Source organism: Streptomyces sp. NBC_01116, assembly GCF_041435495.1.
Lineage (GTDB): Bacteria > Actinomycetota > Actinomycetes > Streptomycetales > Streptomycetaceae > Streptomyces.
The window spans coordinates 520210-533004 of sequence record NZ_CP108644.1; the positions used below are offsets into that span (position 1 = coordinate 520210).

9 protein-coding genes and 2 riboswitches are annotated in these 12795 nt (G+C 73.6%); of the genes, 7 read left to right on the forward strand and 2 right to left on the reverse strand.

The genetic code is table 11. The features are described 5' to 3' along the window. Positions 1 to 22: 22 nt before the first annotated feature. Together OG245_RS02095 and OG245_RS02100 are read right to left on the reverse strand one after the other, a co-directional pair. Entirely contained in the window at positions 23 to 1090 is a 1068-nt protein-coding gene (locus OG245_RS02095) for a chitinase (protein WP_371621822.1), read from the reverse strand. 266 nt (positions 1091 to 1356) lie between these two features. After that, positions 1357 to 2814, reverse strand: a complete 1458-nt coding sequence (locus tag OG245_RS02100) for a prenyltransferase/squalene oxidase repeat-containing protein (RefSeq protein ID WP_371627782.1) — start codon at positions 2812 to 2814, stop codon at positions 1357 to 1359. A 155-nt stretch (positions 2815 to 2969) separates the two neighbouring features. Continuing rightward, a riboswitch (cobalamin riboswitch) is annotated at positions 2970 to 3046 on the reverse strand. A 149-nt stretch (positions 3047 to 3195) separates the two neighbouring features. Beyond that, a riboswitch (cobalamin riboswitch) is annotated at positions 3196 to 3269 on the forward strand. A 144-nt stretch (positions 3270 to 3413) separates the two neighbouring features. Here OG245_RS02100 and OG245_RS02105 point away from each other — a divergent pair. The 7 genes from OG245_RS02105 (at position 3414) to OG245_RS02135 (ending at position 12795) form a co-directional block, all read left to right on the forward strand. Beyond that, positions 3414 to 6197, forward strand: coding sequence for a prenyltransferase/squalene oxidase repeat-containing protein (locus OG245_RS02105; protein ID WP_371621823.1), 2784 nt, complete (start codon positions 3414 to 3416; stop codon positions 6195 to 6197). Continuing rightward, the gene (locus OG245_RS02110) at positions 6194 to 7114 is read left to right on the forward strand and encodes a hypothetical protein (protein ID WP_371621824.1); all 921 of its coding nucleotides are present in this window, start codon (positions 6194 to 6196) and stop codon (positions 7112 to 7114) included. The genes OG245_RS02105 and OG245_RS02110 overlap by 4 nt, the downstream gene beginning before the upstream one ends. Positions 7115 to 7154: 40 nt before the next feature. Then, positions 7155 to 8300 (forward strand): energy-coupling factor transporter transmembrane component T, encoded by a 1146-nt coding sequence (locus tag OG245_RS02115; protein ID WP_371627783.1) that lies wholly within the window; start codon positions 7155 to 7157, stop codon positions 8298 to 8300. Next, positions 8297 to 10084 carry an ABC transporter ATP-binding protein gene (locus tag OG245_RS02120; RefSeq protein WP_371621825.1) on the forward strand — a complete coding sequence of 596 codons (1788 nt, stop codon included), beginning with the start codon at positions 8297 to 8299 and terminating at the stop codon, positions 10082 to 10084. Before OG245_RS02115 ends, OG245_RS02120 begins: the two co-directional genes overlap by 4 nt. Positions 10085 to 10158: 74 nt before the next feature. After that, positions 10159 to 10941 carry an ECF transporter S component gene (locus OG245_RS02125; RefSeq protein ID WP_371627784.1) on the forward strand — a complete coding sequence of 261 codons (783 nt, stop codon included), beginning with the start codon at positions 10159 to 10161 and terminating at the stop codon, positions 10939 to 10941. A gap of 30 nt (positions 10942 to 10971) precedes the next feature. Then, complete coding sequence (locus tag OG245_RS02130) at positions 10972 to 11520, forward strand: CchlQ (RefSeq protein ID WP_371621826.1); 549 nt, start codon at positions 10972 to 10974, stop codon at positions 11518 to 11520. A gap of 300 nt (positions 11521 to 11820) precedes the next feature. Further along, positions 11821 to 12795 (forward strand): DUF3048 domain-containing protein, encoded by a 975-nt coding sequence (locus tag OG245_RS02135; protein ID WP_371621827.1) that lies wholly within the window; start codon positions 11821 to 11823, stop codon positions 12793 to 12795.

Consider the following 12795-nt stretch of genomic DNA (forward strand, 5'->3'; position numbering starts at 1 on the left):
CGGAAGCGCTACGGACGCGGGCTCAACGGCCCTGGAGGGACTTCACGTTGTCGCCGAAGGTCCAGCCCCGGGAGCCGTCCCAGTTCAGCGACCAGGTCATCAGCCCCTTGAGGGAGCCGTTGTAGTGCTTCCAGGCCTGCGAGACGAGTCCGGTGGACATGTGGCCGCCGCCGGCGCCGGGCTGGGCGGGCAGGCCCGGGACCTGCTTGTCGTAGGGCACCTTGATGGTGGTGCCCTGGATGACCAGCCCCTTGTTCAGGCAGTCGGTCTGGGCGGTGAAGCCCGCGACGGTGCCGGCGGAGTAGGAGTCGCCGGAGCAGCCGTACATGCTGCCGTTGTAGTACTGCATGTTCAGCCACCACAGGCGGCCGTTGTCGGCGTACTTCTTGATGATGGGCAGGTAGGAGCCCCAGATCGAGCCGTAGACGACGCTGCCGCCGGTGACGTACGCCGTCTCGGGGGCCATGGTGAGGCCGAAGTTCGGCGGCATCGCGGCGAGGACGCCGTCGATGATGCGGATGAGGTTGGACTGCGACGCGGACAGCTGGTTGATGTTGCCGCTGCCGACGAGGCCGGTCTCGATGTCGATGTCGATGCCGTCGAAGTTGTACTTCTTCAGGATCGGGACGATCGTCTCGACGAACCGGTCGGCCACCTTGCTGGAGCTGAGGTCGATCCCTGCCGCGGCTCCGCCGATCGACATGAGGGTGGTGAGGCCGGATGCCTTGGCCTGACACATCTCGGCGGGGGTGGCGACCTTGACGGTGTTGTCCATGCCGTCCTCCCAGAGGACGGTGCCGTCGGAGCGGATGACGGGGAAGGCCGCGTTGATGACGTTGTAGCCGTGCTGGGTGATGCGGGAGTCGGTGATCGGGATCCAGCCGAGCGGCGGGTGCACGCCGTTGGCCGCCCCGTCCCAGTTCTCCCAGTACCCCTGGAGCACCTTGCCCGCGGGCTTCGACTTGACCGCGCAGGTCTCGGCGGCGGCGGTGCTCGTCTCCGCGGTCCTCGGCGGCGCGGCTCCGATCAGCGTCGGTACGACGAGTGCCGCCGCCAGGCCGAGGCCCAGCAGCCGTGATGTACGCCCCATGATCCGTACGTCCTTCCAGCCCGGGTCCGCCGCCGACGGGACGAAAGGTTCGCCCCGCCCCGCCCTATGTCGTGACCCTGCCAAACCGTAGAATGGTCCAGACCTTCGGTCAAGAGGTCTGGACCAGACTGCCCGCAGCAAGTAGTCCCGCCGCTGGGGCAGCCGATGGGGCAGCCGCCGGCCGTCGACGAGAGCAGCAGCACGTTCGTGCCGTGCCCGGTGGAGGGGACGCCCGCGCAGGGGCCCCCTTCACCGGGCGCCGGGGGTCAGGAGTAGCGCAGGGCGATCGTGTCGCCGACGCCGATCACCTTGTTGCGGGCGGCCCCGGCGAAGGCCGAACCGTCGACGGACGCCTTCCAGGTCGCCGGGCCGGTGTTCGCCTTGCCGTTGACGGAGGTGATGGTCCCGGTGCCGGATGCGGGGACCACGGAGGTGACGCAGCCCGCCGGGGTGGACGCGCTCGTCGCCGCGGTCAGGACGTCGCCGAGGGTGGTGGTCGTGCCGGTCGGGGTGAACGCCACCGAGCAGACCTTCAGGGTGCCGGTGCCGTCGTCCACGGTGAGCGCCAGCTTCGTCGCCGTACCGGCCGTGAAGCCGCCCGCCGCGACCCACGTGGGCGCGCCCGCGGTGACCGGGGTGGGCGGCGCCGCGGTGAAGCCGCCGCCCGCGACGGCGCGCAGGGCGTCGAGGGAGGAGTAGGCGGACGGGGCGGTGTCGGAGGGCTGGTACGTGAAGCCGCCGCCCGGGGTGAACTGCTGGGCGATCAGGAAGTCGACCGGGGTCCTGCCCGCCGGGGTGAGGAAGTCGCCGGTCTGCGGGTTGATGCCGCAGGCGTTGAGCCCGGAGACGGCCCAGCCGTTGGAGCTGGTGTTGATGCCGTACATGGCGTTGAAGGCGCCGGAGGAGTTGACCAGCTTGCTCTTGAGGAACGCCTTGGCCTGGAGGATGTCGGGGTCGGTGTTCGGGACGCCGGAGACGCAGAGCGCGGCCATCGAGGCACCGGTCATGTCGACGTCGCCCGGCTTGTTCAGCTCCGTCGCGTTGCCCTCGGCCTTGGCGTAGGTCCAGCCGCCGTCGTTGTGCTGGTTGGCCCGGAGGCGGGTGACGACCTTGTCGACGAGCGCCTGCGGAACCCGCTGGGCGCCCGTCTGGGTTCTGGCGCCGCCGAGGGCGAGGGCGGCGAAGACGGTGCCGTTGTAGTTGGCGGACGGGCCGAAGTAGCCGGCTTCCGCGTTCTGCCAGTAGCCGTAGATCTCGGCGATCAGGTTGCGCGAGGCGGAGACCCGGGCGGGGTCGATCCCGGCGGCGTACGCGTTGAGCGTGCCGCGCTGGTAGTCGGTGACGACGGGGGTGGCGGAGGGCCAGCCGGGGGTGGCGAGGAGGTTGCGGTAGACGGTGCGGGCGTTCTTGGTGGCGTCGCCGCCGGGTGTCACGTCCACGGCGGCCGTACCGGCGGCGGCGAGCGCGCTGAACGCCCACTCGTTGGAGAGGCCGGAGCCGGCGTACGAACCGTCGGCCGCCTGGAGGGACTTGACGTACGTCACACCATTGGTCTTCGAGGTGGCGATCTGGGCGGGCGTGGACGTCGCGGCGGCGGGCAGCACCGTGAGGGCGAACGCCCCGAGGGCGGCGGGCGCCGCGAGCGCGAGGCGGCGGAGCGTACGGGGGTCGGGGGCGGTGGTGGACGTACGGGTCGTGCCGGCGGTACGGGAGGTACCGGACATGCGGAACGTGAGAGAACGGGGCATGTGCCTGCTCCTGGGATGAGGGGCGTACGGCACCACAGCGCCTCCCGGGCCGCACGGGGCGGGGCAGGGCAGGCCGGGGTGGCCGACGCCCGGACGCGTGGGTACGGCTTCTCCTGGGACAACCACCGTCTGGGCATTCGGGCTCGGGAACGGCCCCCAGCCGTCCCACACCGCTGCGCGTCAGCCCCGGATTCGCACCGGGTTCCCCCCTACGGCAGGCCAGGACGCTACCCGAGGCGGCACGGCGGCGCCAGGGACGGTCCGGGCGTGCGCCGGAGCGATCGCGGAGGAGACACAGGCCACCTTGACGGTCTCTTCGAGAGCGTGTTCCAATCCGCCTGATACGCACTCAGCCCCAGGGGAAGCCGGTCGGAATCCGGCGCTGACCCGCAACCGTAGGCCCGCCACCGCGCGGGCGAGCCGGAATGCCTGGGGCCAGGATTTTCAGCGAGAAACGCCGTCGCGGACTACGGCGTGGTTCGAACAGCTCCCTGCGGGCGGCCCCTTTCGCGGCCGTGCCCCGCCGGTGAGCCGTCTGCCACGCACGGCCCGCCCGGACGAGTCGAGGGGCCGTGGTGGGGACCGCACAGCAACAGCACCGGCACGTGGGGAAGAAGAGACTTCTGTCGCTGGTCTCGGCGGCCGCGGTGACCTTCGCCGCGAGCGTGGCGTTCGTCACCGGTGCGGGACCGGCGGTCGCCGACCCCGTCGAGAAGTGCACGGCCACCAGGGGCGCGATCGTCGCGGTGGACTTCGGACCGTTCGGCGGCGGTGTCGTGCGCGGCTGCGACACCACCCCGACCACCGGCTACGAACTCCTCCGCGACGGCGGCTTCACCACCGAGGGCACCCGGCACGACGGCGACGGCTTCATCTGCCGGATCGGCACGCGTTCGTTCAACTCCGGTAAGCAGTACCCGACTCCGGCCACCGAGGACTGTGTGCTGACTCCGCAGGCCACCGCCTACTGGTCGTACTGGATCGCCTCCCCCGGCCAGAAGACCTGGTCCTACAGCCCGCTCGGCGCGATGAGCCGCACGCCCGGGGCGGGCGATGTGGACGCCTGGGTGTTCGGCGGCACCGACGTGGGCGGCTCCACCGGCCGCCCCACCTTCACCCCCGACGAGGTCCGCGCGGGCGGCGGGGCGACGCCCGGTCCGACCGAAGACCCGACCGACGGCCCGGGCGTCCCCGCCGGGGAGATCGACGTGCCGGCCGCCGCCCGCTGGGTGAGCGGTCAACTGCGCGACGGCACCCACGTGGTGGACGAAGGGGCCGAGGCGCCGAACGACTTCCTCACCACCGAGGCCGCGTACGCGCTCGCGGCGGCGAACGGCAAGGGCCCGGCCCTGGACAAGGTGACGGCCCACCTCGCCGGCCGCACCGGCGCGTACGCCTACCCGAACGGCACGGACGCGGCGCCCGACGCCCCGGCGGCCGCCCGGCTGGCGCTCGCCGCGGAGATCGCGGAGGGCGACCCGCGTGACTTCGGCGGGCACGACCTGCTCGGCGACCTCAGGAAGCACGTGTGCCCGGCGGGCCCCGACGCGGGCAGCCCCACCCCCGGCTGTACGGCCAAGGGCGACTTCAACGGCGCGACCTACGCGGACGGGCAGGCGCTGGCCGTGCTGGCGCTGCTGCGCGGCGGGGTGGAGCCACCCGTCGAAGCCGTCACCCGGCTGACCCAACTGGTCTGCCAGGACGGCTCGGTGACCAGCATCCTCATCCGCCCCGGCGAACACTGCGACGGCGATCCGATGACCACGGGGCTGGTCGCGACGGTGCTGAAGGAGGCGGGCGGGCAGGACGCCGTCGTCGCCGGGGCGCGGACGTATCTGAGGAAGGCGCAGCTGGACTCCGGCGCGTTCCCGCCGGCCAACGGGGTGGCCACCGGCTCCGTGGCCGCCACCGCCTACGCGGCCCAGGCGCTGCGCGCGCTCGGTGACGGCGGCGCGGCGGACGCGGCCGTCGCCTGGCTCTCGCGGGAGCAACTGGACGGCGGCGGCTTCGGGCTCGACGAAGGCGCCACCGACCCCGCGCTGTACGCGACGGGCCCCGCCGTGCTCGCGGGTGCGGGCGTCGACCTGGTCACGCTGGTCGCGAAGGCCCCCGAGCCCACCGACCCGCCGACCACTCCCCCGGCGACCGGCGGCTCCACTCCCCGGCCGACGACCCGCCCGCCGGGGGCCGGCCCGGACCTGAAGAAGGGCATCGCCTACCTCACGCGCCCGTCCAACCTCCATCAGGGGCGCTACTACAAGGGCGACGAGAAGACGGGACGCGCGGATTTCGGCCTGACCATCGACGGCGCTTTCGCGCTGGCGGCGACCGGTCATGACGACAACGCGCTGCGCACGATCGTGGACTTCCTGGAACAGGGCGGCAAGGACGGCGAGGGCCGGACCCTGGACGACTGGACCGGGGCGGGCGGCACGTACGCGCTCGGCGGATCGATGGGCAAGGCGGCCGTCCTCGCCCAGGTCGTCGAACGCGATCCGCGGGACTTCGGCGGCCGGGACCTGATCGCCGGCCTGGCCGGGGCGGTCTGCGAGAAGCCGAGCACCGCACCGAACCGCAGCTGCCCGGCCGCGGGCGCCTACACCTACGCGCCGTCCGTCTTCGCCCACTCCCTCGGGGTCATGGCGCAGGTGCGCGCGGGCGAGGGGAGGGCCGCCGAGGCCCCGATCGCGTATCTCGCGGGGCTCCAGCACGCCTCCGGAGCCTGGCCGAGCCTGATCCCGGCGACGGGCGACTCGGAGGTGGACTCGACGGCGATGGCCGCCATGACGCTGGACCTGGTCCCGGGCGACACGCACGCGGCCGCCGTGGACAAGGCGCTGGCCTGGCTCGCCTCCCAGCAGTTGGCGGACGGCGGCTTCCCCGGGGCGTCCGGCAACTCGGTGAACTCCGCGGGGCTCGCCGTGCAGGGTCTGTCCCTGGACGCGGAGAAGTACGACCGGCAGATCACGAAGGCGCTGAAGTTCCTGGTCTCGCAGCAGAACAAGGACGGCGGGTTCAACGTCGCGAAGGAGGGCCAGCGGGGCTCGGACATCCGCGCCTCGGCGCAGGCCGTCGGCGGGTCCACCGGGATCTCCTTCGGCACCCTGACCCGCGACCTGGAGGGCACCACCCCGAACCCGGTGCCGTCCTCCTCGGCCCCGGTGATCGTCACGCCCGGGGACGGCGCGGGCGACGGCTCCGTGAACGCCGGCGGTCCCGGCGGCGGGGGCGGCCTCGCGTCGACCGGCGTGCAGGTCCTCGGCCTCGCGGCGGCCGCCGCGGCGCTGGTCCTGGTGGGCCGGCTCACGGTCGTGGCCGCCCGGAGACGGCGTACGGCGGCAGCGGGTGGTGAGCGGTGAACCCGCGCCTCCTCCGCAGCGTCGCCAGGGCCCTGGGCGCCCTCGGACTGACCGGCGCGGCGCTGCTGGCCCCGGCCGGTCAGGCGTCGGCGGGCCCTCAGCCCATCGGCAGGTGCACCACGTCGTCGGGGGTGGTGCTGGCCGTGGACTTCAGCCACTGGGGCGGCCCCGTCTACCGTTCCTGCGGCACGACGCCGACGACCGGCTACGAGCTGCTCAACCAGGGCGGCTGGCGGACCACCGGCACCGGGCACGACGGCCCGGCGTTCATCTGCCGGATCGGCTACAGCGGACACCGGGGCGGCGAGCAGTACCCGACGTCCCGGCAGGAGGACTGCGTCCTCACCCCGCCGGCCTCGGCCTACTGGTCGTACTGGCACGCCGACCCCGGGAAGGACACCTGGGAGTACAGCCAGCTCGGCGCGATGAGCTACCGGCCCCGGCCGGGCAGCGTGGACCTGTGGATCTTCGGCGGGACGAACATCGAGGGCACCGAGGGCCGCCCGACCGTCACCCCGGACCAGTTGCGCGCCCACAACTCCCGCCCCGCGGGGGGTGGTACGGCGCCGAGGCCGAAGCCCGGTCCCGAGCGGACGACGCAACCGCCGGCGGGTGGCGACCAGCCGCCGTCTCCGCCGGCCGCCCCACCGGAGACATCGGAGTCCGCGTCGCCCTCCGCTTCCGCGAGCGCGTCCCCGTCCGCCTCCCCCACCCGCTCCCCCGGTCCCTCCGCCTCGGCGACGGGGGCGGCGGTGGCCGCGCCGGAGAAGCCGGCGAAGGTGGTGGAAGCCGCTCCGGCGGCCGACACCGAGCACGACTCCGGGTCCATCGTGCCGGTGGCGGCGACGGCGGGCCTCGTGGTGCTCATCGGCGGCGCGGCCGTGTTCGCCGCGAAGCGCCGTCGCCGTGAGCAGTAGTCACCGCGTGGCCCGCGCGCCGTCGAAGCCGGGCGCGCCGGTGTCCGCCGCCGGGCCGGACACCGGGGGCCGGCGGCTGCCGCGCACCCTGCACCCGGTCGCCTGGTGGATCTGGGCGCTCGCCCTGGCCACGGCGGTCAGCCGGACCAACAACCCGCTGCTGCTCTTCCTGGTCCTCGCGGTGCTCGGCTACGTCATCACCACGCGCCGCACCGAGGCCCCGTGGGCGCGGGGCTTCGTGTACTACCTCTACCTGGCGCTGCTGGTGGTGGCGATCCGGGTGATCTTCCGGGCGGTCTTCGCCACCGGAATCCGGCCGACCGATCACTACCTCTTCTCCCTGCCGCACATCCCGACTCCCGACTGGTACGCGGGCATCCAGCTCGGCGGCCCGGTCTCGCTGGAGGCGCTGCTGTCGGCCGCGACGGACGGGCTGCGCCTCGCCTGCATGCTGTGCTGCATCGGCGCGGCGAACACCCTCGCCAATCCGAAGCGGGCGCTGCGCGTCCTGCCGGGCGCGCTCTACGAACTGGGCGTCGCCGTGACCGTGTCGATCAGTGTCGCCCCCCAACTGGTGCAGAGCGTCCAGCGGGTGGCCCGCGCCCGCCGGCTGCGGGCCGGCCGCAGCAAGGGGCTGCGAGCGCTGAGGGGAATCGTGGTCCCGGTGCTGGAGGACGCGCTGGAGCGGTCGTTGCGGCTGGCGGCGGCGATGGACTCGCGCGGCTACGGCCGGGCCGGGTCGGCGACGCGCGGCTCACGCCGGCTGACCGGGGCGCTGATGCTGCTGGGCATGTGCGGGCTGTGTGCCGGGGCGTACGGCCTCCTCGACCCGACGGCGCCCACGCTGCTGGGGCTGCCCGCGCTGGCCGCCGGTTCCGTGCTCTGTCTGGCCGGGCTGCGGCTGGGCGGCAGGCGGGTGACGCGGACGACGTACCGGCCGGATCCGTGGCGGTTCGCGGAGTCGGCGGTGGCGTCCTGCGGGGTGCTCTCCGCCGTGCTGCTGTTCGTCAACGTCGGCTACGACCCCGCCGAGCTGAACCCGTCCATCTATCCGCTGAGCTGGCCGACGCTGCCGCTCGTCCCGGCCGCCGCGATCCTGCTCGCGGGAGCGGCCGGGTTCCTGGCGCCGCCACCCGGCCCGCCCACTCCGCACGTTCCCGCGCAGCGCACCGAGGAAGCAGCATGATCACCTTCGACCAGGTGTCCGTCGTGTACGACGGCGCCGACGAGCCGGTCCTGCGGGACGTCGACCTGAAGGTCGACGAGGGCGAACTGTGCCTCGTGGTGGGGCATACGGGAGTCGGCAAGTCGACCCTGCTGGGCGCGGTCAACGGGCTGGTCCCGCACTTCACCGGCGGCACGCTGTACGGCACGGTCACGGTCGACGGCCGCGACACCGCCGACCACCCGCCGCGCGAACTCGCCGATGTCGTGGGCGTGGTGGGCCAGGATCCGCTGGACGGCTTCGTCACGGACACGGTCGAGGAGGAACTCGCCTACGCGATGGAGCAGTTGGCCATCGCGCCGGCCGTCATGCGCAAGCGCGTGGAGGAAACGCTCGACCTGTTGGGGCTCGCGGATCTGCGCCACCGGGCGCTGCACGAGCTGTCCGGGGGGCAGCAGCAGCGCGTCGCGATCGGTTCCGTGCTGACCGCCCACCCTCGTGTCCTGGTGCTGGACGAGCCGACGTCCGCGCTCGACCCGACGGCGGCCGAGGAGGTGCTGGCCGCGGTGACCCGGCTGGTCCACGACCTGGGGGTGACGGTGCTGCTGGCCGAGCACCGGCTGGAGCGGGTGGTGCAGTACGCGGATCGCGTCATCCATCTGCCGGGGAACGGCCGGGTGGTGTCGGGGCCACCGACGGAGATCTTCACGGCCTCGTCGATCGCCCCGCCCATCGTCGAGCTGGGCCGGGCGGCGGGCTGGTCGCCCCTGCCCCTGTCCGTACGCGACGCCCGCCGGGCCGCCCGCCCGCTGCGTACGGCGCTGGAGCGCACGGCGCCCCCGCCGGTGCGCGCCGTCCCGGACCCGCCGGGCGCGGAACTGCTCGGGGCCCGGGGGATCACCGTCGCGTACCGCGGCGTCCCGGCGGTCCGCGATGTGGACCTCGGGCTGCGGGCCGGGGAGGTCACGGCGCTGATGGGCCGCAACGGCTCGGGCAAGTCGTCGCTGCTGTGGGCGCTCCAGGGTTCGGGGCACCGCACGTCCGGGACGGTGCGGGTCGGCCGGGGCGGGTCCGGTGAACCGGGCCCGGCGCGCACGGACGGGAGCGGGCTCGGTTCCGCGGGTCCGGCGCGCCGGGGCCGGGGCGGCGGCGCACCGGGTTCGGTACGCCGGGGCGGCGGGTCCGGCGCATCGGGGCGGGACGACCGTCCGGCGGAGGACGGCGACCCGAAGAGCCTGTCCGCCGCCGAGGCCCGGCGGCTGGTCGGACTCGTACCGCAGACCCCGACCGACCTGCTCTATCTGGAGAGCGTCGAGCAGGAACTCGACCAGGCCGACGCCGAGTCCCGGGCGGATGGCGCCGGGCATCCCGCCCGGATGATCCTGGACCGCCTGGCCCCGGGCATCGACGGTGCGACGCATCCGCGTGACCTCTCCGAGGGCCAGAAGCTGGCGCTGGTCCTCGCGATCCAGATGACGGCCGCGCCCCGGGTCCTGCTGCTGGACGAGCCGACGCGCGGTCTCGACTACCGCGCGAAGACCCAGTTGATCGCCATGGTCGACGAACTGGCCGCCGAGGGGCGCTCGGTGGTCGTCTCCACCCACGACGTCGAGTTCGCCGCCCGGGCCGCGGACCGGGTCGTGGTGCTGGCCGAGGGCGACATCGTCGCGGACGGGCCGACCGGCGAAGTGATCGTCGCCTCCCCCGTCTTCGCCCCGCAGGTGGCGAAGATCCTGTCGCCGCTCCCGTACCTGACGGTGGACCAGGTGACGGCGGTGCTCCCGCACGAGGAGGCGGGCGGGTGAAGGACCTCGACGACCTCACCGCCCGGTCCGCCGGGGCCATCCGCATCGCGCCGCGCGCCGGGATCGTGATCGCCATGGCGGCCTTCCTCGGCCTCGTCGCCTTCTTCTGGCCGTTCGTCGTCGCCCCGGGACGGCTGGGCGCGAACTACGCGCCGCCGCTGATCTTCGGCGTGCTGCTGGTCCTCGTCCTGTGCGTGGTGATCTCCGAGATCGCCGAGGGCGGCATCAACTCCAAGGCGCTGGCGATGCTCGGGGTGCTCTCCGCCGTGAACGCGGCGCTGCGCCCGCTCGGGGCGGGAACGGCGGGCATCGAGACGGTCTTCTTCGTCCTGGTCCTGGCGGGTCGCGTGTACGGTCCGGGCTTCGGCTTCACCCTGGGCTGCACCTCGCTGTTCGCGTCCGCGCTGATCACCGGCGGGGTCGGCCCGTGGATGCCGTACCAGATGTTCGGCTGCGCCTTCGTCGGCATGCTCGCGGGCATGCTGCCCCGGGCCACGGGACGCCTGGAGGTCATGATGCTCGCGGTCTACGGATCGCTCTCCGGATATCTCTTCGGCTTCCTGCTGAACCTGTCCTTCTGGCCGTTCTCGGTGGACCCGAACAGCTCCATCGCCTACCTTCCCGGCCTTCCCTTCACCGAACAGTGGCAGCGCTATCTGGCGTTCGACGTCGCCACCTCCCTGGGCTGGGACACCGGACGCGCGGTCACGAACTTCGTCTGCGTCACGCTGGCGGGCCCCGCGGTGCTCACCACCTTCCGCCGGGCGGCCCGGAAGGCCCGCTTCCGGGCCCCGGTCCGCTTCGCTCCGCGGAAACAGGGCGGCGGGGCTCCGGCGGGGATAGATTCGGGGCCGTAGGGACCGTGATCGTTTCCGGGGGGAAGAAGCATGGACTGGGGCACGCTCGTCGCGACGGTGAGCGGCGGTTTCATCGCCATATCGGGCACCGTGCTGGCCGACCGTCTGCGGCAACGCCATGAGAAGGACCGCGGGGCGGAGGAGCGGCGACGCGCGGTGTACATCGAGTTCATCGCCGCCGTGGGGAGGTGCCACACCCGGCTGCGCGGCATAGCCCAGGCGCAGGATCCGGCCGTCGACCCGGACCTGGCCGCCCGTGCGGCACTCGACGAAGCGGCCGTCCACGAGGTGCGCGAGCGGTTCTTCATCGACGCCTCCGCCGACGTGGCCGGCGCGGGACAGGCGATGTTCCAGCAGCTCCGCGCCGTCCAGCGCGTCGTGGGCACCGGCGCCACCCACACCTCCCCGGCCTTCCACGACGCCTACCATCCCTACCTCGACAGGGTGTGGGCCTACCGGGTGGCGGTGCGCGGCGAGCTGAAGGACCGGACGTTCTCGCCCGCGTCCTTCGGGTGGGACGCCTGGGACGGCAAGGAACGGTGCCCGGTGTGCCGTGGGGAGCTCACTACGGGAGCGTGAGGCGGCGTGCGCGTCTCGCGGCGCCGGTGCGGGGGTCACCGGTCCGCTCCCCGGGGCGTGGCGAGCGCGCCGTGGAGGAGGACATCCGCCGATCGGCCCCCGGTGCGGCGTGACGCGCCGCCGGTGCCGCGGGCCTGTTCGCCGGCCGGGGTGAGCACTCACTCCGCCCGGGTTCCGGCGCCACGCCCGCCCGGCCGTCGCAACCACCGACGCACGGGACGCGTGATGATGGAAGAGGGGCCGCGACACGACGGCGCTCCGCCGACACCGTCGGCCGGCGTTCCCGGAAGGGCGTTCACCATGTCCGCAGCCGGAGTGAAGACATCGATCGCAGCGCTGTTCAGCGCGCTCGTACTGGCCGTGACCGCGGGATGCGCCGGCGGGGACGGTTCGTCCCCCTCGCCCAGCAGCTCTCCCTCCGGTACGGGCGGGGCCGCCGACGTACTCGCCGTGAAGATCGACAACGTGGCGCCCGCCCGCCCCCACACCGGTCTCGAACAGGCCGACATCGTCTACGTCGAGCAGGTGGAGGCCGGGCTGAGCCGGATCCTCGCCGTCTACTCCTCCGATCTGCCGCCGGTCATCGGCCCGGTCCGCAGCGCCCGGGAGACCGATCTGGAGCTGCTGAGGCAGTTCGACCGGCCGACGCTGGCCTTCTCGGGGGCCCAGAGCAGGCTGCTGCCGGTCATCGACCGCGCGCCGCTGGAGCCCGTGCCGCCCTCGCAGGCGCCGGGGGCGTACTTCCGGGGTCCGGACCGGGCCGCGCCGCACAATCTCTATCTGCGGCCGGAGCGGATTCCGTTCGAGTCCTCCGGTGCGAACGCCGTCGGGGAGCTGGGACTCGAAGTCGGCGCCCCGCCGCCCGGGGGCGAGCCGGAGGACAGCCGTACGGTTCGCTATCCGTCCGCGTCCGTGACGTTCACGTGGTCCGCCGAACGCGAGCGCTGGCTCGTCTCCCTGGACGACTCCCCGGCCGGCACCGCCGAGGGCGAGCGGCTCGGGGCCGGTACGGTCGTCGTCCAGGACGTGACCGTACGGCCGTCGGACTTCGGCGACCGGTCCGGAAACGTCACTCCGTTCACCGAGACCGTGGGAGCGGGCAGCGCGGTCGTCCTCCGCGACGGCAGGGCGTACGAGGCCCGGTGGGCACGGCCCTCGGCCGACGCCGACACCGTGTTCAGCACCCCCGACGGACAGCGCGTCGATCTCGCCGACGGGCCGCTCTGGATCCTGTACGCGCCGCGCGGGGGCGCCGGGTCCGCGACGGCCCGCTGA

Excerpts from the sequence above, each read along its gene's own strand:
- OG245_RS02095 (WP_371621822.1), bottom strand. The coding sequence starts at position 1,090 with ATGGGGCGTACATCACGGCTGCTGGGCCTCGGCCTGGCGGCGGCACTC.
- OG245_RS02100 (WP_371627782.1), bottom strand. The coding sequence starts at position 2,814 with ATGTCCGGTACCTCCCGTACCGCCGGCACGACCCGTACGTCCACCACC.
- OG245_RS02120 (WP_371621825.1), top strand. The coding sequence starts at position 8,297 with ATGATCACCTTCGACCAGGTGTCCGTCGTGTACGACGGCGCCGACGAG.
- OG245_RS02125 (WP_371627784.1), top strand. The coding sequence starts at position 10,159 with ATGGCGGCCTTCCTCGGCCTCGTCGCCTTCTTCTGGCCGTTCGTCGTC.
- OG245_RS02130 (WP_371621826.1), top strand. The coding sequence starts at position 10,972 with ATGGACTGGGGCACGCTCGTCGCGACGGTGAGCGGCGGTTTCATCGCC.
- OG245_RS02135 (WP_371621827.1), top strand. The coding sequence starts at position 11,821 with ATGTCCGCAGCCGGAGTGAAGACATCGATCGCAGCGCTGTTCAGCGCG.